Below are 16,065 nucleotides of genomic sequence, written 5' to 3' on the forward strand. Positions count from 1 at the left end.
AGCACTTGGCGCCGACCTGCAATCCAACCCAATCCCGTCATACCGGCGAAAGCCGGTATCCAGTCCAACGGTCAATCTGGATACCGGCTTTCGCCGGTATGACGATGAGGGGGCTGGCGGTGGGCCGCTAGTCCTCCGCCACCCCCGGCACATGCACGAAGATGTCGCCGGGCTGGCAGGCGAGCGCGGTGCAGATGGCGTCGAGCGTAGAGAAGCGGATGGCGCGGCCCTTGCCGGTCTTCAGCACCGAGAGGTTGGCGAGCGTGATGCCAACCGTCTCAGCGAGGTCGGTCAAGGTCATCCGCCGCGCGTGCAGCAGTTCGTCAAGCCGGACGGCGATTGCCATGTCAGATCGTCCCGTCGAGATCGTCGCGCATCTTCGTGCCCTCGCTGAAGATGCCGGCGAGCACGAAAGTGAGCAGCACGCCCAGCCAACCGGCGGGCGAGAAACCGGCGTCGAGATTGAGCGGGTTTGCCGCCGTCTCGATCGCCTTGCCGATCGCGCCGACGATCAGGCTGATCACCTGCAGCCCGAGCAGCAGCCACGCCATCGCCAGCAGCCGGTGCGCATTGGCGGCGGTGAAGGGATCGCCGCGACCGACGGTGCGCACGATCTCCAGCAGATGCCGGATCACGATGTCGTTGAGCAGCACGGCGAGGAGGCCGAGCCCCGCAATCGCCTGAAGCCCCGGCAGCATGGTGCGGATCGACGATTCGGCGGTGATGCCGAGCGCGGTCATCGTCCAGTCGGGGGCGACGAAGGTCGCGGTGAGCAGCGCGAGGATCGCCAGTCCCGACAGGCGGTTGGCGACCAGCAGGATGCGCAACGCCACGTAGGCAATCGGCAAGGCGCGTGAATAGGGGTGCATGGACCAGCTCCGAATCATTTATCGAAAAACGATATGTCGATTATCGATAATCAACAAGCATAGATTTATTCGCCGAGAGCCTGGTGGCCCCATTGACTCTAAATCTACATAGGTAGATTTAATTCCTCATGACCCGTTCTCGCGCGCTTTCCGACATCGCCCGTACTGTCCTCGCCGCGCTCGCCTCGGCAGGCAGCGGGTGGGTGCATGGCTATGATCTGTGCCGTCAGGCGGGCGTGAAATCGGGGACACTGTATCCGCTGCTGATCCGGCTGGAGGCGCAGGGGCACCTTGCGGCCGAATGGCAGCCGCCGTCGGAGCCGGGCCGCCCGCCGCGCCATGCCTATCGGCTGACCAAGAGCGGGCGCCAGCTTGCAATGGACAATCCTCCGGCGGCCGCTGCCGCCCCGCTCGCCGGCAAGCTCGCATGAGCTTCGCCAATCTCATTGTGGCCGTCGCCGCCATGCTCCTGCCCACGCATTTGCGCGACTGGGGCACCGCGATGCGCGCGGAGGTCGGCGAGATCGAAGGCGGCGGCACGCGCTACGCCCTCTCCTGCCTCGGCTTCGCGGCCCGCGCCGCCATCGACTTCCACCTCCTCCGCCCGCTCCGGCTGCCGCTGGACGCGCGCGAGGACCCCACCCCCAACGAGGAACCCACCGGCATGCGGCTGACGCGCGATCTGTTTCAACGACCCTGGCGGATGACCGCCGCCTGCGCCATCGCCGCCACCGGCCTCGGCCTCGCCTATCTGAGCGCCGCCGGGGCGCCGGTGCGCTACCTCGCGATCAACCTCGGCGCGCTGCTGATCGGCTTCGTCGCCGTGGCGATCGTGCTGGCGGGTCAGCGCGGCGGGCGGATCAACGCCGGGGCGGTCGGCGTCACGCTCGGCGCGGCCTTGCTGCTCACCAGCCTGCTCGGGCAGCCCGTCGACGGCGCAACGCGCTGGATCGCGGTCGGGCCGCTGTTCATCCAGCCGAGCCTGATCCTCCTCCCGATCATGACCATCGCCTTCGCCCGCGCCCGCGATGTCCTGTCGACCGCCGGCATCCTCGCCGCCGCCGCCGCGCTGGCGCTGCAGCCCGACCGGGCGATGGCGGGCGCGCTTGCCGCCGGCCTCGTCGCGCTGACGCTGATCCGGCCGGAGCGCAACGTGCTGGTGGCACTCGCCGGCGCGGGCATCGGCTTCGCGGTCACGCTTCTGCGCGCCGACACGCTGCCGGCGGTGCCCTATGTCGACCAGATCCTCTACACGTCCTTCGCGGTGTCCCCGCTCGCCGGCCTCGCGGTGTTCGCGGGCGTCGCGCTGATGCTCGTCCCCGCCATCGTCGGCCGCCTCTATGATGTCGATCATCAGGAGGCCTATGCGGTGTTCGGCGCGGTGTGGCTGGCGGTGATCGCGGCGGCGGCGCTCGGCAACTACCCAACCCCGGTGGTCGGCTACGGCGGCAGCGCGATCATCGGCTATGTCGTCAGCCTGCTGGGTTTGCCGAAGCCGGCGTCGGCAAGCGCCAAGGAGCGTGCCGCAATGCCCACGCCCGACACGCCGGAACGCCCCGACACCCGCTGCGCCGGGATCAGCTATTCGGTGTAGGGCTTAGCGAAAAACGATGTCCGCCATCGCCGGCGCAGCGAAGAAAGCGACGATCAGCCAATGCTTCCAAGTCGGCTGCTTCACCTTTCGGAAACCAAACGCGACGGCGATGGCCAATCCACTGAACAGGAAAAAGCCAGCCGCAACCAGCTTGCCGGCATCGTTTGGAACCGTCGAATGCACGACGAAAGCGGCCATTGCCATTTGAAGCGCGCTTACCAGCAGAACGATGACCGCGCACCAGCGCATCGTGCGGGCGAGGCTTTCGCGAGCGATGTCATCGTCCATCTGCATCGCGGACAATTAACCTTGATCTGATCGCACTTCTACCGTCCCGAACGCCGCCCACGCCCGGCGGCCGATGTCGTCATAGGCGATCATGCCATCGATCATCCAGCGCCGCAGCCCGGCATCGACCAGTGCGTCGGGGAGCAGCGGGTCGAGGTTGATAGCGCGGATCACCGCCTGGCCGAGCAACAGGGTTTCGCGGGCGGCTTCGTCGGGGGGCATACGGGCGACGCGGGCGGCGCTCGTGTCCATCGCGTCGACCCAGAAGCGGTAGGTGGTGGCGAGGTTGTCCGCCGACCAGAGCGTGCGCAGCTTTGCTTCTTCATCGGGTAACGGCGCCGCACTGGCGAAGGCGATGGCGGCGGCGTCGAGGCCAAGGTCGACCGCCTCGGCGATCAATTGCGGCAGCGGCGCGGCAAGATTGTCGGGGCGGGCCCAGAAGCCGGCATCGCTCTGTGCAAAGCCGCTCAGGCGCAGCGCCCTCTCCCGCGCCCGCAGTCGCACGCGGTCGGCGCGGCCGAGATGATCGACGAGGATCAGCAGCCAGCCGCCGTCCCAGCCCTTCATTCGCGCCTCGGCCTGCCGCCAGCCGCGCACGCGTGCACCCATCGCCGCGCCGCGCGCGCCAAGGGCGTACTGCCCCCGCTCCACTTGTTCGAGCAGCCCGTCGCGCGCCAGCCGCCCGACCGCAACACGGATCGTCGCCGCATCGACGCCGAACAGGCCCCCCATCCGCGTCAGCGCCGCTAGCGCGGTCGGCCCGGTGCCGCCGCTCGACAGCAGCGACAGGATCAGCGCGCGCGCCGGCGGGATGGCCTGCCAGGCTTGTGACATAAATTGACGATATCCGATATTTCAGGTTACATACACATAATTGAGACTCGGGGAGCCCGCGATGCGGCCGCAGAAATACACCGATGTGCTGTCGCGCGAAGAGTTGGCCGAGCTGAAGCGCAGTTCGGACGCGGTCGGGCTGTGGACGCTCGACGTCAACTGGGGGCTGATCGCCGCCGCCTTCGCGCTCGCCATCCTGTGGCCGAACCCGCTGACGATCCTTGCCGCCGTGCTCATCATCGCCGGGCGGCAGCTGGGCCTCGGCATCATCACCCATGACTGCGCGCATTCGGCACTGTTCCGCACCCGCTGGCTGAATGAATTCGCCGGCCACTGGCTGGCCGCGGTGCCGATGAACAGTTCGCTGCCGCTCTACCGCGACTATCATCTGAAGCATCACCAGCACGCCGGCACGCCGAAGGACCCCGATCGCGGCTTCGTGAAGGACTATCCAGTCAGCCGCGCCTCGCTCCGCCGCAAGTTCGGCCGCGACCTGACCGGGCGCACCGGCATGCGCGACCTGCTGATGCAGCTGAAGCGGTTCAGTTTCTCAAAGCAATGGCCGTGGCTCGCCTTCCACGCCGGGCTGCTGACGCTACTCACCCTCGCCGGCGCGCCCTGGGCCTATGCGATCTGGTGGGCAGCGCAGCTGTTCGTCTATCCGGCGATCGTCCGCCTGCGCCAGATCGGCGAGCATGGCACCGCCAAGAACCGCGAAGATATCGACGCGCGCCTCAACACCGGCACGACGATCGCGCGCTGGTGGGAGCGGCTGCTGGTCGCGCCCAACAACGTCAACTGGCACCTCGAGCATCACCTCGCCGCCAGCATCCCCGCGCACCGGCTCGGCGAGATGCACCGGCTGCTAAAGCAGCGCGGCTTCTACGAGGGATACGACTGCATTTCACACGGCTATGCCGACGTGATCCGCCGGGCGGTGCGGACCTAGCCTAGCAGGTGCCGGTCGCCTGACAATTGTGACCGCCCGACAGTTGGTCGGCGGTTTTCTGGTTGCCCTGCCGATTGGCCGCCGCGATCTTGTCCCACTCCGCGCGGGTGAAGCATTGCTTGGTCTTGCGGACCAGCGAGCCGGTTTCCAGCGTCTTCCGGCAGATGATCTCATTGTCATTGAGCGGCGCGGCCGCCGCTGTCGTGACGGGCTCGGCGGCGATGGCGACGGGGCCCAGCCCCGCGACGCAAAGCGCGACGACGACGGTGATCGATGAGCGCATGACCCTCTCCCTCATATTTAGTAGTTACTGTTTACCGATTCCGCGCCTTCGTCAAATGCCGCGCCTCTGCCGCGGCAGCCCTATTGATCGGTGCCCGCCACCTTGCCGATCGCGCGAGCAATCGCCCCGCCGATCGCGAGGATGTTGAGCCCGCCCGCGCAGCCCGGCCGGCCATGTGAGAAGCGGCCGCCACAGGCGCCGCCGCCCGCCAGCGCTTCCCGTTCCGCCCGCGCGTCAGCGGCCCCGGCGATGACGGGGCCGCTGTCCTCCTTGCGCGGCAGGCGGTGCTGGCTCGAATCGACGCTGCCGCAGACGACGATCTCGTCGGGATCGGTGACCGCCGGGCAATCCGGCTTCACCGCCGTCGTCATCCGCCGATAGGCATCATAGGCGTCCTCCGCCGACGCCGGCGGCTCGGCCGCAGCGGCAGGCGCCGCCAGCAGCATAAGGGTGACGAGGCGGAGTCGGCCCGGCATCATGCCGCCTGCATCCCGCAACGTCCTTGGCAAGGTCAATCAAAAATTATAATTATTCGATAATTTCTGAGCGGAGGCTGATATGCAGGTCGGGCGGATCAAGGCGGGCTGCACGGGGGCGATGGTGGCGCTGCCGCTGCTGATGATCGCCTATTGGACCGGGATGTCCGCGGCGGCGATCAGCACGGCGTGGCTGCCGTGGGTCGACCCGGTGCCCGTCGATACCACCAAGCGCATCCTCGGGGCGCTCGCCTGTGCCATCCCCATCGGCATCGCGGTGGTGGCGCTGCTGCAGCTTCGCCGTCTCGCCGACGCGGTCGGGCGCGGCGACGGCTTCGGGATCGGGGCGGTGCGCGCCACCAGCGGCATCGCCGCCTCGCTCGCCGCACTCGGTGTCGCGCTGGTCGTCACCTGGATGCTGGTGCCACTGGCCCTCACCTTCGACGCCGGACCCGGCAACCGCCATATCGTCATCGGCATCGACGCCGGCACGCTGCTGGCGCTCGCCGGCGCCGCCTTCGCTGCGATCATGGCACGGCTGCTCGCAGCGGCGCGGCAGATGGCCGAGGAACAGGCGTTCACCGTCTGATGCGCATCGCCGTCACCCTCGATGCGATGCTCGCCAAACGCGGCGTCCGCGCCAACGAACTCGCCCGCGCGCTCGACATGACCGAGGCCAACATCTCGCTGCTGCGCACCGGCAAGGCGCGCGCGGTGCGTTTCGCGACGCTGTCGGCGATTTGCGCCTACCTCGACTGCCAGCCGGGCGACCTGCTGGCGAACGTCGAGGGGCCGGACGAAGAAGAGCCGATTGCCGACACCAACCCCCGAGCGTAAACTGGTGCGCGTAGGACGGAGGCACGGTGATGCAATCTTCGCGACGGCTCGGTACCCCTTGGATGCTCGCGCTATGGGCGCCACCCGCGCTGCTGGTGCTCATCCCGCTGATCGCGATGCAGTTGTCGAGCGAGATGGCGTGGTCGCCCGGCGACTTCCTCGCCGCCGCGCTACTCGGCCTCGCGCTCGGCGGCGGCTTCGAACTGGCGACGCGCAGCAGCGGCAGCACCGCCTATCGCGCCGCCGCCGCGCTGGCGCTGCTTGCCGGCCTCGGGCTGGTCTGGGTCAACCTCGCGGTCGGCATCGTCGGCAGCGAGGGCAACCCCGCCAACCTCCTCTTCATGCTGATCCCGCTCCTCGCGCTGATCGGCACCGCCATCGCGCGGCTGCGGCCGCGCGGTATGGCATGGGCGATGGCGGTCACGGGCGTTGCGCAACTGCTGCTCGCCGGCGTCGCCCCGTTCAGCGCGATCTTCGCGCTGCCGTGGTTCGCCTCGGCGTGGCTGTTCCGGAAGGCTGCGCGGGACTGACCGCTACTTCCCGACGTAGCGATAGCCGGTCACCTTGTTCAGCACCGAGAAGTCGACGGTGACGAGCCCGAGCCCCTGGAAGCTCGAATCCATACCGAACGCCTGCAGCAGCTTCACGCCGTTCTTCGCCTCGGGGGCAAAGCGGAAGCCGAAGGAGAGTTGCTTGACCTTGCCGGCGGCGTTGCCGCGGCCCTTGCCGTCGTTCGTCGGGAGCGCAACCACCAACGTCTTTAGATAGGGCGCGCCGGGGCCGGTCTTCTGGACAACACCGGTGCCGGCGAGCGGCGGCAGCGAATCCCCCTCGATGTCGATATCGGCGCTGCCGATCTTGCGGACCAGCCGCGGATCGACGCTGAAGCGATAGGTGACCGTCGTCGCCGTCTCGCCGACCTTCTTCGCCTCGCCCTGCACCAGCTGCTGCATTTCCGAATAGGCGGGCAGGTCGTCATCCTCGTCGGTGGCGACGTGAACGTCCTTGGCGTCCTTTTCGTAGAGGGTCTTCTCGCGTTGCCCCGCCGGCTTCGAGGGGTCATAGCTGGTGACGCGGCGCTCGCGCAGCGGCGGGCGGGCCCGCTTGCCTTCCTGCGCCCGGTCGATGGCGTCGCCGATCACCGTCGAGCCGCCGGTCCACACCTCCATCGTCGAGACATAGGCCCAGTCGGCCGTGTTGTAGGCGCCGCCGTTGGCCAGCGCCTGATCGAGCAGCGCATCGGCATGGGCCGGCGCGGCGATGGCGGCGGCGGGGAGCAGGAGGAGCGAAAGGCGCATCGGCGATTTCCCGGCTAGTGTCGTACCGGCATAATACACGCGGGGAAGCCGATCACAAGCGGGCGGCGCAGGCCTTCCGGGCGACTTCGTCGAGCGTGGGCACGATCAGCTGCTGCAGCCGCACCGGCGCCGGCGCGAGCGGCAGCCAGCGCAGCACCTTCTCGCCACTCTCGGTGCCAACGCGATAGGCGATCTCCACCGCCGGATTGCCGATCTCGCCGCCCTCGCGCCGGATCAGCTTCATGCCGTCGCGCAGGCCAGCGGCATAAGCGTTGCCCTTGGGGTCGGTGCCGCGGATCACGTCGTCGGGGGTGGTCGCGTCGATGTCGAAGCCGCGGTGGAAGGCCGGACGCTCGACGGTCTTCACCTCAAGGCACCCGAGCTTTGGCGGCAGGGTCACCGGCTCGCCGCGATCGATATGGCGGGCGATGTCGGGGCGGACATCGACGCCGGTCGCCTCGCGCGCGGCGGTCGGGAAGAGGAGCGGCGCGCCCATCGAATTGGCGACCTTTGCCATCTGCCGCTGCCGCCGCAGCACCGCGTCGACACCCCCCTTCGCCGCCAGCTTCGCGTCGAGCCACAGTGCGAAGATGTTGCCGCGATCATACGGCATCTGCTGCGCGCTGCCGTCGCTCCAGAAGCGCGCGCCGAGCGTCTTGTTGTCGAGATTGCGCGCCGGCGAGGTGGCGAGGCGCATCAGCACCTCATTCTGCGATTTCGCATACTCCTCAATCGACCAGATACCCGAGCGGACGAGCGCGCGGGCCGCCGTGAAATCGACGAAGCCTTCGTTCAGCCAATAGCCCTCGGCCTCATTCTCCTTGAGCCCGCCGCCGATCTCGCGCGGCAGCCAGCTGTGCATATATTCGTGCGCGAGGAACTGGCTGGCGTCCTCCAGCCGGTAGTTTGTGGTGGACGCGATGGCGAACCCGTCGGTGCGCCCCGTGCCGTTGGTCGAGCGGCCTAGCCCTTCGGGCACCATTGGCGCGACCGGCACGAAGAAGGCGCGGCCCTTGTCGCCCCAATATCCATTCTCGGCATGCATCACCGCCGCGACACGATCGGCAAGTATCGCCGGCTCGAACGTCCATGTCCCGCGCATGGCGAGGCGGAACGGCGCGCCGTCGACCTGCCGCTCGATCAGTTGCAGGTCGGGCGACCCGATCCCGGCGCTTTCGACGATGTCCTCGACGGTGCCGGGGCGGGCCGCCAGATGATCGAGGTCGCTCGCCACCTTCCAGCCCGAAGGCCAGCCGGCCCAGCGGAAGCTGGCCGCCGCCTGGTCGCGGCCCTGTGGCACCGCGAACAGCCCCTCGCCGTGGAAGAAGAACCAGCCCGGCCGCACCACCGGTTGCGCCTTGTGGTAGTTCGGCCCCGGCTCCGCCGCGCCGTTCGACGCGAGGCGGTAGCGCAACAGGAGCGGAGCGTTCGCGCCGTGGCGGATGACGCGCGTCGCGCCGTCGCCGGTCACCGTGCCGCCGGTGGCGGTGACGTCGGACACCGCCTTCCACAAATCGGGCGTGCCCGCCCACTTGTCGGGGAGCGCGATCACCGTCTCACCATCGGCATCGCCGTCGAACCGAAGCTCGACGGCGAGTGCCGTGAGGCTATCGCCGGTCATCACCGGCGACAGGCTGTAGGCTATCCCTTCCGCGGCGGCCGGAGCTGCGGCGATAAGGGCGATGATCGCGAGCCCCCCGGCGCGCACCGCTTAGTTGCCCGGTTTGAAGTCGCGCACGAAGCGATCGAGCAGCTGCACGCCATAGCCGGTCGCGCCCTTCGGCACCGTCGGCACGGCTTCGGACGACATCGCCATGCTCGCGATGTCGAGGTGCGCCCACGGCGTCTTCGGGTCGCCGAAATAGCCGATGAACACTGCGCCGTGGCTGGCGCCCGGCTGGTTGCCCTCGGTCGAGTTGCGGATGTCGGCATAGTCCGACTTCACATCTTCGAGGTGGTTCGGGTGCAGCGGCAGCCGCCACAGCTCCTCGCCGGTCGCCTTGCCCGCCGCGATCAGTTGATCGGCAAGCCAGTCCTGGCGGCTGAACAGGCCGGCATATTCGTTGCCGAGCGCCCCGCCAACAGCACCCGTCAGCGTCGCGAGATCGACGATCGCTGCCGGGTCGTACTTCTTGGCGTAGACCATCGCGTCGGCGAGGACGAGGCGGCCTTCGGCGTCGGTGCTGATGATCTCGATGGTCTTGCCGTTCATCGCGCGCACCACGTCGCCGGGGCGCGAGGCGTTGCCGTCCGGCATGTTCTCGGCGAGCGCGGCAATGGCGACGACGTTGACCGGCGCGCGCGCCTTCGACAGCGCCAGCACCGCGCCGACCACCGAGGCGGCGCCCGCCATGTCGTTCTTCATCCGCCACATGCCGGTGCCCGGCTTGATCGAGATACCGCCCGAATCGAAGGTGATGCCCTTGCCCGGCAGCACGATGGGTTTGGCGGGCGCGCCGGCGCCCTTATACTCGACGATCAGCATACGCGGCGGGCGGGTGCTGCCCTTGCCGACGCTGAGGATCGCGCCCATGCCGAGCTTCTCCATCGCCGGCACGTCGAGCACCTCGATCTTGACGCCGCCGACGCCCGCGAAAGCGGCGCGGGTGCGCTCGACGAAACTCTCCGGGTAAATGATGTTCGCCGGCTCGGCGACGAGGTCGCGGGTGAACGCCACCGCTTCGGCGACCGAGGCCTGCTCGTCGGTATTGCCGGCGCCGACCACAGTCAGCGGCGCGCGCACCACCGGCTTTTCCGGCTTCTTGTAGGCGTCGAACGAATAGCTGCCCAGGCGATAGCCGAGTGCCACGTCGGTCGCGGCGGTCGCCGGCAGGTGGCTGGCGACCAGCGCCACGGCCTTGTCCTTGCCCGCCTCGCGCGCGGCGATGCCGCCGATGTTCTGCAGGTCGACGCGGGTCGGCGCGGCGCCGAGGCCAACGATCAGCAGCCGGTCATAGGTGCCGATGCCGCGCAGCGAGAGCGTCGACTTCGCCTTGTAGTCGAACGCCGCGGCAGTGAGCGCACGCGACACGGCGGCCTGCGTCGCCGCGTCGAGCGCGGTCCCGACCCGGGCGAGATCGCCGGCGTTGGCGAGCGGCAGCACCAAGGTGCCGGCGGCAGGCGCCTGCGCGGCGACGGTCACGGGAAGGACGGCGGCAGCGGCGGGCGCGGCAGCAAGGCCGGCGAGCATCGCCAGGATCAGGGGGCGCATCGGGTCTCCGAAGATGGTTATGGTCGGCCTATGACTAGCGCCCGTGTCCGCGAGGGCAAGCACCTAAGTCCCTCTCCCTTGAGGGGAGAGGGAGGGGCCCATGCGTCAGCATGGGAGGGTGAGGGTGATCTCAGAGCGAGTCCGCTTACGAGAGGTTAGCCGCAAGCCGCGGCATCACCCTCACCTTCCCACTCGCTTCGCGAGCGGGCCCCTCCCTCTCCCCTCAAGGGAGAGGGGGAGATCAGGCCGCTTTGCGCTGCTTCTCACGCGCCGCGGCGAGGTTCTCCGCCGCGAAGTCCCAATTGATCAGCTTCGACAGGAACGTATCGACGAAGTCCGGGCGCTTATGCTGGTAGTCGAGGTAATAGGCGTGCTCCCACACATCGAGCACGATCAGCGGCACCTTGCCGTCGTGGACCAGCGCGGTGTCGGCATCGTGGGTGGAGATCACTTCCAGCTTGTCGGCGCCCAGCACCAGCCACGCCCAGCCGCTGGCGAAATGGCCGACAGCCTCTTCCTTGAACGTCTTCGCAAAGCCGTCGGCGCCGTCGAAGGCATCCTCGATCATCTCGGCGAGGTCGCCCGACGGGCCGGCGCCACCCTCGGGGCGCAGCGACTGCCACAGGAAATTATGGTTCCAGACCTGGCCCGACTGGTTGAACAGCTTCTCGTCGCCGTCCGCCTTTGCCTTCTTCACGATCGTCTCGAGATCGGCGTCGGCCAGCTCGGTGCCGGCGATCAGCTCGTTGGTCTTGTCGACGTAGGCCTTGTGATGCTTGTCGTGATGGAATTCGAGCGTGCGCTTCGACATGTGCGGCTCCAGCGCATCATAGGCGAAGGGCAGCGGCGGCAAGGTGATGGCCATGGGGGTGGGCTCCTGAAATCGGTTCGGTCAACGAACGCGCAGGGAGCCGAAAAGTTGGCGTGACGGCGACGAAACGACGCGTCGTCAGTCGACCGGCGCGGCCAGCTTGTCGGGCATCTTTTCCAGCATGCCGTGGCGGCGCAGGCAGTGGCGCAGCTGGTCATAGCTGAGCTTCAGCATCGTCGCCGTCTCGCGCTGGTTGAAGCGGCAGCGGGCGAGCGCGGCGGCAAGGATGTCGCGTTCATATTCGGCGACCGCGACGCGCAGGTCGGCGACTTTCTCGCAGTCATATTTATTGGCCGAAACCACCTCGACCGACGGACGCGGATCGGCGATCGCCGCGACATGGTCGGGGCGCGACGACACGCTGGTCTTCGGCCGCCACGGGGAATCGAAGGGGTCGAAGGGGATGTGCGCGATCGGGTTGACCGGGTCGCCCCAGCGATAGACGGCGCGCTCCACCGCGTTCTTCAGTTCGCGGATGTTGCCGGGCCACGGATAGGCCTTCAGCGCCTTCTTCGCGTCAGGCGAGAAGCCCGGCCATTCCATCCAGCCGATCTCCATCGCCATGCGGCGCGCGAAATGCTCGGCGAGGATCATGATGTCCTCGGCGCGGACGCGTAGCGGCGGCAAGGTGATGACCTCAAACGACAGCCGGTCGAGCAGATCGGGGCGGAAGCGCCCCTTCTCGACCATCAGCGGCAGATCCTCGTTGGTCGCGCCGACGACGCGCACGTCGACCTGCACCGGCCGGTTGGAGCCGAGGCGCGTCAGCTCGCCATATTCGACGACGCGCAGCAGCCGCTCCTGCGCGGCCGCCGACAAGGTGCCGATCTCGTCCAGAAACAGCGTGCCGCCATCGGCATCCTCGAAGCGGCCGGCGCGGCTCTTCTGCGCGCCGGTGAAGGCGCCGGCCTCATAGCCGAACAGCTCGGCATCGATGAGGTTTTCAGGGAGCGCGGCGCAATTCAAGGTGACCAGCGGCCCGTCCCAGCGCGGCGAGAGGTGATGGAGACGCTCGGCGATCAGCTCCTTGCCGGTGCCGCGCTCGCCGATCACCAGCACGGGACGGGTCAGCGCCGCCGCCTGGCTGGCCCGCTCGACGGCGTCGAGAAAGGCGGTCGATTGGCCGACGAGGGTGGTCGCTTTCTGCATGGCGCCAAGAGTTAGCGCAAATTCCCAATTCTTGGCAACGGAGCTTCATCTCCGGTTCATCGCAACGCCGGCGGATTTTCCACAACCTCTTGATATTGTAGACTTTCAACCATGCCAGAAAAGTTGGCACACCCGTTGCAATACTGTTGGCATGGCAGCGGGATGGTCCCGCCGCCGATCAAAATCGAAGCAGAGATCGGGAGATACGGAAATGTTCGCGCAGTCGAATGAGAGCCTCAAGCGGATCGTCGTGGGTGGCCTCGGTGCGGCATTGTTCGGCCTGACCTGCCTTGTCGCGGCGGCCGGCCCGGCCCAGGTGGACCAGGTCCAGATCGCCGCTACCGCTCAACCGGCCACTACCCTCCAGTCCTGAGGCCGGTACTGGCCCGGGCGGACCCCCTCCCCGCCCGGGCCTCCCTTTTTCAAACGGAGTAAGCAACCATGGGTATCTTCTCGCGAACCCGCGACATCATCGCCGCCAACGTCACCGATCTTCTCGATCGCGCCGAGGACCCGGCGAAGATGATCCGGATGATCATCATGGAGATGGAGGAGACGCTGGTTGAGGTTCGCGCGTCGGCTGCCCGCACCATCGCCGATCAGAAGGAAATGCGCCGCACGATCGCCAAGATCGACATCGCGCAGGCGAGCTGGGCGGAGAAGGCCGAGCTGGCGCTGTCGAAGGGCCGCGAGGACCTCGCCAAGGCGGCGCTGGTCGAGAAGCAGAAGCTCGGCGGCATGGCCCAGCAGATGCAGGGCGAGATCGGTACCCTCGATGAGTCGCTGATGCACCACGAGGCCGACATCCAGAAGCTCGAGGCGAAGCTGCGCGAAGCCCGCGCCCGCCAGAACGCCGTGCTGTCGCGGCTGGAGACCGCCACCAACCGCGCGAAGATGCGCAACATCTACGCCGGCCCGCGCGTCGACGAAGCCTTCGCCAAGTTCGAGATCCTCGAGCGCCGCGTCGACCTCGCCGAGGGCCGCGCCGAGGTGTTCGAGCTGGGCAAGCCCCGCACGCTCGAGGACGAGTTCGCCGAGCTTCGCACCGGTGACGCCGTCGATGCCGAGTTCGAGGAGCTGAAGAACCGCATGGCGCTTCAGCAGCAGCAGAAGGCGGCTGAATAATGGAAGACGTTCTTGTCCCCATCGCCATCTGCGGGATGCTGTTCATCGGGCTTCCCTGGCTGATCTTCCACTACACTACGCAGTGGAAGCGGGCCCGGGGCCTCTCGATGGAAGACGAGCAGCTGCTCGACAACCTCCACGAGGCCGCCCGCCGCCTCGACGACCGCCTGCACTCGATCGAGCGCATCATGACCGCCGAGAACCCCCGCTGGCGCGAAGCCGCCATCCAGGATCACACCGCCGAGATGAAGGAGCTCCCCAATGTCCGCTCGTCGCACTAGCTTCTACCTCGACAAGCGTAACGCCAAGTTCCTGGGCGTCTGTGCCGGCATCGCCGACTACACCGGCGTCGACATCACCATCGTCCGCATCCTGACGGCGCTCGGCGTGTGGTTTTCGGGCGGCAGCCTGCTGGTGGCCTATTTCATCACCGCCTGGATCGCCAATTCGAAGCCCTACGCGCTGTACGATCAGGACGCCGACACCAAGAAGTTCTGGCAGAACGCCCGCGTGGCGCCGCAGCGCACCATCCGCGACGTGAACTCGAGCTTCCGCGACGTCGACCGCCGCCTGCGCGACATCGAGGGCTATGTCACCTCGTCGAACCGCCGCCTGGCGAGCGAGATCGACAATCTGCGCTGACCGCGCCGACGACAATTCAGGGAGGTTTAGATGGACTTTGGTGGACCTGGCTTCGTGCTCGCGATCATCGCGATCTCGACCTTGGGCTGGCTGATCAACAATTGGATCCGCGCCCGCCACGGCTACCCCGTCGAGGGCGAATGGGGCGGCACGCACAGCAAGGGCGACGTGGACGCCACTCGCAAGGTCGAGCTGCTGACGCAGGAGAACGACCGGCTGAAGGGCCAGCTCACGCGGCTGGAAGACCGGCTCGCGGTGCTGGAGCGGATCGCCACCGATCCCGCCACCCGCGTCTCGAAGGAAATCGACGCGCTGCGCTGATCACAGCCGCACCGTCGCAAAGGGAGAGAAGAAAATGAGTGAATTTGGCCCCCTGATCCCGCTCGCCGGAATGGCGGTCGGCCTCGTCGCAGTCCTCGGTTGGGTGTTCACCACCTGGCTCCGCGTGAAGCACGGCTATCCGCTCGAAAACAGCTGGGGCAAGGCGATCCATCCGGTCGCCAGCACCGAGACGACCGAGCGGCTGCGCCTGATCGCCACCGAGAATGCGCAGCTCCGCGCCGAGGTCGCGAGCCTGAAGGACCGCACCGCCGTGCTGGAGCGCATCGCCACCGACCAGTCGGCGCAACTCGATCGCCAGATCGAGAGTCTGCGCGACATCAAGGTCAACTGAGGAGGCCGCGATGCCGGGTTGGGTCTGGTTCTTTGCGATCGTGGTCGGCGTGCCGGTGGTGTTCACCTTCCTCGGCGACATGTTCAAGCGCTGGGTGAAGCTGAAGGAAAAGCAGCTTGAGCTGGCCGCGAACGGCGCCGCCGAACGCGCGGTGCGGCAGACGGCGGTGATCGAGCGGCTGGAGGCGCGGGTCCGCGTGCTGGAGCGCATCGCCACCGACAGCGGCACGAGCGTCGCCGGCCAGATCGAGGCCCTGCGCGACGACCGGGTCAACTGAGATACAGGTTTTAGGGGAGTAGCGAGATGAACCCGTTTGAGATGGTGGTCCTGATCGTCGCGATCGTCGTGCTGGGCCGCGTCATCAGCTCGAAGTACCGCGCCGGCCATGCCCGCGGCGAGCAGAACGATACGGCCATGGCCGCCGAGAACGCCCGGCTGAAGCATGAGATGCAGCAGCTGAAGGACCGGATCGGCACGCTGGAGCGCATCGCCGTCGACAAGCGCAGCCGCCTTGCCGACGAGATCGACGCGCTGGGCCGCGACTGAGACACACCGAGAAGGGAGAGATCCCATGCTTGAGACCACGAACCTCCTCGTCCTGACCGGCAGCTCGATCGTCGCAATCGCCATGCTCGGCATGGTCTGGGCCTGGAGCTGGAAGGGCTGGCTGGAATTCAAGCGCCAGCAGCTGACCACCGGGACCGGCGTGGCCGACGAGGCAATGCCCGTCGCCCAGGTCGGCAACCGCATCGAGCTGGCCGACCTGCGCGAGCGGGTGAAGAAGCTGGAAGCGATCGCCGCGGGGGTGGATTTGTAGCCCTCATCCTCCCCGGTACGGGGAGGGGGACCCTGCGCAGCAGGGTGGAGGGGGTCCGGTGCCGGCTACCCCTCCACCGCCTGCGGCGGTCCCCCTCCCCGTTCCGGGGAGGATCAACCCAGTTGACCCCTCGCCCACCTTCCCGCATT

26 protein-coding genes are annotated in these 16,065 nt (G+C 67.7%); 15 read left to right on the forward strand and 11 right to left on the reverse strand.

What is annotated here, in order from left to right; translation table 11 throughout:
- Positions 1–127: 127 nt before the first annotated feature.
- Both ACFOMD_RS02665 and ACFOMD_RS02670 read right to left on the reverse strand, forming a co-directional pair.
- Positions 128–346, reverse strand: coding sequence for a helix-turn-helix domain-containing protein (locus tag ACFOMD_RS02665; RefSeq protein ID WP_380856387.1), 219 nt, complete (start codon positions 344–346; stop codon positions 128–130).
- Between the two features lies 1 nt (position 347).
- Positions 348–848, reverse strand: a complete 501-nt coding sequence (locus tag ACFOMD_RS02670; protein ID WP_380856390.1) for a DUF2975 domain-containing protein — start codon at positions 846–848, stop codon at positions 348–350.
- A gap of 149 nt (positions 849–997) precedes the next feature.
- Here ACFOMD_RS02670 and ACFOMD_RS02675 point away from each other — a divergent pair, with 149 nt between their 5' ends.
- Complete coding sequence (locus ACFOMD_RS02675) at positions 998–1,300, forward strand: PadR family transcriptional regulator (RefSeq protein WP_380856393.1); 303 nt, start codon at positions 998–1,000, stop codon at positions 1,298–1,300.
- Positions 1,297–2,463, forward strand: coding sequence for a hypothetical protein (locus ACFOMD_RS02680; protein ID WP_380856396.1), 1,167 nt, complete (start codon positions 1,297–1,299; stop codon positions 2,461–2,463). The genes ACFOMD_RS02675 and ACFOMD_RS02680 overlap by 4 nt, the downstream gene beginning before the upstream one ends.
- 3 nt (positions 2,464–2,466) lie before the next feature.
- On the opposite strand, the gene ACFOMD_RS02685 is transcribed toward ACFOMD_RS02680, so the two are convergent.
- Positions 2,467–2,757 carry a hypothetical protein gene (locus ACFOMD_RS02685; protein WP_380856399.1) on the reverse strand — a complete coding sequence of 97 codons (291 nt, stop codon included), beginning with the start codon at positions 2,755–2,757 and terminating at the stop codon, positions 2,467–2,469.
- A gap of 9 nt (positions 2,758–2,766) precedes the next feature.
- The gene (locus ACFOMD_RS02690) at positions 2,767–3,585 is read right to left on the reverse strand and encodes a hypothetical protein (protein WP_380856402.1); all 819 of its coding nucleotides are present in this window, start codon (positions 3,583–3,585) and stop codon (positions 2,767–2,769) included.
- Between the two features lie 61 nt (positions 3,586–3,646).
- Here ACFOMD_RS02690 and ACFOMD_RS02695 point away from each other — a divergent pair, with 61 nt between their 5' ends.
- Positions 3,647–4,534: a fatty acid desaturase family protein gene (locus ACFOMD_RS02695; RefSeq protein ID WP_380856405.1), complete on the forward strand. Its 888-nt coding sequence runs from the start codon at positions 3,647–3,649 to the stop codon at positions 4,532–4,534.
- Between the two features lies 1 nt (position 4,535).
- Here the strand turns inward: ACFOMD_RS02695 and ACFOMD_RS02700 are convergent, their stop codons facing one another.
- Together ACFOMD_RS02700 and ACFOMD_RS02705 are read right to left on the reverse strand one after the other, a co-directional pair.
- Positions 4,536–4,817 (reverse strand): hypothetical protein, encoded by a 282-nt coding sequence (locus ACFOMD_RS02700; protein ID WP_380856408.1) that lies wholly within the window; start codon positions 4,815–4,817, stop codon positions 4,536–4,538.
- A gap of 80 nt (positions 4,818–4,897) precedes the next feature.
- On the reverse strand, positions 4,898–5,293 hold the full coding sequence (locus ACFOMD_RS02705; protein ID WP_380856411.1) for a hypothetical protein: 396 nt from the start codon (positions 5,291–5,293) through the stop codon (positions 4,898–4,900).
- 82 nt (positions 5,294–5,375) lie between these two features.
- Here ACFOMD_RS02705 and ACFOMD_RS02710 point away from each other — a divergent pair, with 82 nt between their 5' ends.
- The 3 genes from ACFOMD_RS02710 to ACFOMD_RS02720 are packed head-to-tail and all read left to right on the forward strand — an operon-like array spanning position 5,376 to position 6,660.
- Positions 5,376–5,882, forward strand: a complete 507-nt coding sequence (locus ACFOMD_RS02710; protein WP_380856414.1) for a DUF2975 domain-containing protein — start codon at positions 5,376–5,378, stop codon at positions 5,880–5,882.
- Positions 5,882–6,130, forward strand: coding sequence for a helix-turn-helix domain-containing protein (locus ACFOMD_RS02715; RefSeq protein WP_380856417.1), 249 nt, complete (start codon positions 5,882–5,884; stop codon positions 6,128–6,130). Before ACFOMD_RS02710 ends, ACFOMD_RS02715 begins: the two co-directional genes overlap by 1 nt.
- Before the next feature lie 29 nt (positions 6,131–6,159).
- Positions 6,160–6,660: a hypothetical protein gene (locus ACFOMD_RS02720; RefSeq protein WP_380856419.1), complete on the forward strand. Its 501-nt coding sequence runs from the start codon at positions 6,160–6,162 to the stop codon at positions 6,658–6,660.
- A 3-nt stretch (positions 6,661–6,663) separates the two neighbouring features.
- Here ACFOMD_RS02720 and ACFOMD_RS02725 read toward each other — a convergent pair whose 3' ends face one another.
- The 5 genes from ACFOMD_RS02725 to pspF form a co-directional block, all read right to left on the reverse strand.
- Positions 6,664–7,428, reverse strand: coding sequence for a hypothetical protein (locus ACFOMD_RS02725; RefSeq protein ID WP_380856422.1), 765 nt, complete (start codon positions 7,426–7,428; stop codon positions 6,664–6,666).
- Between the two features lie 52 nt (positions 7,429–7,480).
- Positions 7,481–9,049, reverse strand: coding sequence for a M61 family metallopeptidase (locus ACFOMD_RS02730; RefSeq protein ID WP_380856425.1), 1,569 nt, complete (start codon positions 9,047–9,049; stop codon positions 7,481–7,483).
- A 90-nt stretch (positions 9,050–9,139) separates the two neighbouring features.
- The gene (locus ACFOMD_RS02735; RefSeq protein ID WP_380856428.1) at positions 9,140–10,639 is read right to left on the reverse strand and encodes a leucyl aminopeptidase; all 1,500 of its coding nucleotides are present in this window, start codon (positions 10,637–10,639) and stop codon (positions 9,140–9,142) included.
- Between the two features lie 241 nt (positions 10,640–10,880).
- Positions 10,881–11,504 (reverse strand): superoxide dismutase, encoded by a 624-nt coding sequence (locus tag ACFOMD_RS02740; RefSeq protein ID WP_380856431.1) that lies wholly within the window; start codon positions 11,502–11,504, stop codon positions 10,881–10,883.
- 84 nt (positions 11,505–11,588) lie between these two features.
- A complete protein-coding gene (pspF, locus tag ACFOMD_RS02745; protein WP_380856434.1) occupies positions 11,589–12,659 on the reverse strand; it encodes a phage shock protein operon transcriptional activator in 1,071 nt (356 codons plus the stop codon).
- 211 nt (positions 12,660–12,870) lie between these two features.
- On the opposite strand from pspF, the gene ACFOMD_RS02750 reads away from it, so the two are divergent.
- From ACFOMD_RS02750 to ACFOMD_RS02790, 9 genes are all read left to right on the forward strand, one after another.
- Positions 12,871–13,032: a hypothetical protein gene (locus ACFOMD_RS02750; protein WP_380856437.1), complete on the forward strand. Its 162-nt coding sequence runs from the start codon at positions 12,871–12,873 to the stop codon at positions 13,030–13,032.
- Positions 13,033–13,100: 68 nt separating this feature from the next.
- Entirely contained in the window at positions 13,101–13,784 is a 684-nt protein-coding gene (gene pspA / locus ACFOMD_RS02755) for a phage shock protein PspA (RefSeq protein WP_380856440.1), read from the forward strand.
- Complete coding sequence (pspB, locus tag ACFOMD_RS02760) at positions 13,784–14,065, forward strand: envelope stress response membrane protein PspB (protein WP_380856443.1); 282 nt, start codon at positions 13,784–13,786, stop codon at positions 14,063–14,065. Before pspA ends, pspB begins: the two co-directional genes overlap by 1 nt.
- Positions 14,046–14,426, forward strand: a complete 381-nt coding sequence (gene pspC, locus ACFOMD_RS02765) for an envelope stress response membrane protein PspC (protein ID WP_380856446.1) — start codon at positions 14,046–14,048, stop codon at positions 14,424–14,426. Before pspB ends, pspC begins: the two co-directional genes overlap by 20 nt.
- Before the next feature lie 30 nt (positions 14,427–14,456).
- Entirely contained in the window at positions 14,457–14,747 is a 291-nt protein-coding gene (locus ACFOMD_RS02770; protein ID WP_380856449.1) for a hypothetical protein, read from the forward strand.
- 34 nt (positions 14,748–14,781) lie between these two features.
- The gene (locus tag ACFOMD_RS02775; protein ID WP_380856452.1) at positions 14,782–15,099 is read left to right on the forward strand and encodes a hypothetical protein; all 318 of its coding nucleotides are present in this window, start codon (positions 14,782–14,784) and stop codon (positions 15,097–15,099) included.
- Positions 15,100–15,109: 10 nt separating this feature from the next.
- The gene (locus tag ACFOMD_RS02780; protein ID WP_380856455.1) at positions 15,110–15,376 is read left to right on the forward strand and encodes a hypothetical protein; all 267 of its coding nucleotides are present in this window, start codon (positions 15,110–15,112) and stop codon (positions 15,374–15,376) included.
- 26 nt (positions 15,377–15,402) lie between these two features.
- Positions 15,403–15,645: a hypothetical protein gene (locus tag ACFOMD_RS02785; RefSeq protein ID WP_380856458.1), complete on the forward strand. Its 243-nt coding sequence runs from the start codon at positions 15,403–15,405 to the stop codon at positions 15,643–15,645.
- 25 nt (positions 15,646–15,670) lie between these two features.
- Positions 15,671–15,916, forward strand: coding sequence for a hypothetical protein (locus ACFOMD_RS02790; RefSeq protein ID WP_380856461.1), 246 nt, complete (start codon positions 15,671–15,673; stop codon positions 15,914–15,916).
- Positions 15,917–16,065: the final 149 nt, after the last annotated feature.

The organism is Sphingoaurantiacus capsulatus, from assembly GCF_042648405.1.
In the GTDB taxonomy this organism is placed as follows: Bacteria; Pseudomonadota; Alphaproteobacteria; order Sphingomonadales; family Sphingomonadaceae; genus Sphingoaurantiacus; species Sphingoaurantiacus capsulatus.

What these genes read in the sequence shown, in the direction of transcription:
- ACFOMD_RS02785 (WP_380856458.1), top strand. Translation starts at nt 15,403, where the DNA reads ATGAACCCGTTTGAGATGGTGGTCCTGATCGTCGCGATCGTCGTGCTG.
- ACFOMD_RS02740 (WP_380856431.1), bottom strand. Translation starts at nt 11,504, where the DNA reads ATGGCCATCACCTTGCCGCCGCTGCCCTTCGCCTATGATGCGCTGGAG.
- ACFOMD_RS02675 (WP_380856393.1), top strand. Translation starts at nt 998, where the DNA reads ATGACCCGTTCTCGCGCGCTTTCCGACATCGCCCGTACTGTCCTCGCC.
- ACFOMD_RS02735 (WP_380856428.1), bottom strand. Translation starts at nt 10,639, where the DNA reads ATGCGCCCCCTGATCCTGGCGATGCTCGCCGGCCTTGCTGCCGCGCCC.
- ACFOMD_RS02770 (WP_380856449.1), top strand. Translation starts at nt 14,457, where the DNA reads ATGGACTTTGGTGGACCTGGCTTCGTGCTCGCGATCATCGCGATCTCG.
- ACFOMD_RS02700 (WP_380856408.1), bottom strand. Translation starts at nt 4,817, where the DNA reads ATGCGCTCATCGATCACCGTCGTCGTCGCGCTTTGCGTCGCGGGGCTG.
- ACFOMD_RS02690 (WP_380856402.1), bottom strand. Translation starts at nt 3,585, where the DNA reads ATGTCACAAGCCTGGCAGGCCATCCCGCCGGCGCGCGCGCTGATCCTG.
- ACFOMD_RS02780 (WP_380856455.1), top strand. Translation starts at nt 15,110, where the DNA reads ATGCCGGGTTGGGTCTGGTTCTTTGCGATCGTGGTCGGCGTGCCGGTG.
- ACFOMD_RS02790 (WP_380856461.1), top strand. Translation starts at nt 15,671, where the DNA reads ATGCTTGAGACCACGAACCTCCTCGTCCTGACCGGCAGCTCGATCGTC.
- ACFOMD_RS02710 (WP_380856414.1), top strand. Translation starts at nt 5,376, where the DNA reads ATGCAGGTCGGGCGGATCAAGGCGGGCTGCACGGGGGCGATGGTGGCG.
- ACFOMD_RS02665 (WP_380856387.1), bottom strand. Translation starts at nt 346, where the DNA reads ATGGCAATCGCCGTCCGGCTTGACGAACTGCTGCACGCGCGGCGGATG.
- ACFOMD_RS02715 (WP_380856417.1), top strand. Translation starts at nt 5,882, where the DNA reads ATGCGCATCGCCGTCACCCTCGATGCGATGCTCGCCAAACGCGGCGTC.
- pspA (WP_380856440.1), top strand. Translation starts at nt 13,101, where the DNA reads ATGGGTATCTTCTCGCGAACCCGCGACATCATCGCCGCCAACGTCACC.
- ACFOMD_RS02680 (WP_380856396.1), top strand. Translation starts at nt 1,297, where the DNA reads ATGAGCTTCGCCAATCTCATTGTGGCCGTCGCCGCCATGCTCCTGCCC.
- ACFOMD_RS02705 (WP_380856411.1), bottom strand. Translation starts at nt 5,293, where the DNA reads ATGCCGGGCCGACTCCGCCTCGTCACCCTTATGCTGCTGGCGGCGCCT.
- ACFOMD_RS02685 (WP_380856399.1), bottom strand. Translation starts at nt 2,757, where the DNA reads ATGCAGATGGACGATGACATCGCTCGCGAAAGCCTCGCCCGCACGATG.
- pspF (WP_380856434.1), bottom strand. Translation starts at nt 12,659, where the DNA reads ATGCAGAAAGCGACCACCCTCGTCGGCCAATCGACCGCCTTTCTCGAC.
- ACFOMD_RS02750 (WP_380856437.1), top strand. Translation starts at nt 12,871, where the DNA reads ATGTTCGCGCAGTCGAATGAGAGCCTCAAGCGGATCGTCGTGGGTGGC.
- ACFOMD_RS02730 (WP_380856425.1), bottom strand. Translation starts at nt 9,049, where the DNA reads ATGACCGGCGATAGCCTCACGGCACTCGCCGTCGAGCTTCGGTTCGAC.
- ACFOMD_RS02720 (WP_380856419.1), top strand. Translation starts at nt 6,160, where the DNA reads ATGCAATCTTCGCGACGGCTCGGTACCCCTTGGATGCTCGCGCTATGG.
- ACFOMD_RS02695 (WP_380856405.1), top strand. Translation starts at nt 3,647, where the DNA reads ATGCGGCCGCAGAAATACACCGATGTGCTGTCGCGCGAAGAGTTGGCC.
- pspC (WP_380856446.1), top strand. Translation starts at nt 14,046, where the DNA reads ATGTCCGCTCGTCGCACTAGCTTCTACCTCGACAAGCGTAACGCCAAG.
- pspB (WP_380856443.1), top strand. Translation starts at nt 13,784, where the DNA reads ATGGAAGACGTTCTTGTCCCCATCGCCATCTGCGGGATGCTGTTCATC.
- ACFOMD_RS02725 (WP_380856422.1), bottom strand. Translation starts at nt 7,428, where the DNA reads ATGCGCCTTTCGCTCCTCCTGCTCCCCGCCGCCGCCATCGCCGCGCCG.
- ACFOMD_RS02775 (WP_380856452.1), top strand. Translation starts at nt 14,782, where the DNA reads ATGAGTGAATTTGGCCCCCTGATCCCGCTCGCCGGAATGGCGGTCGGC.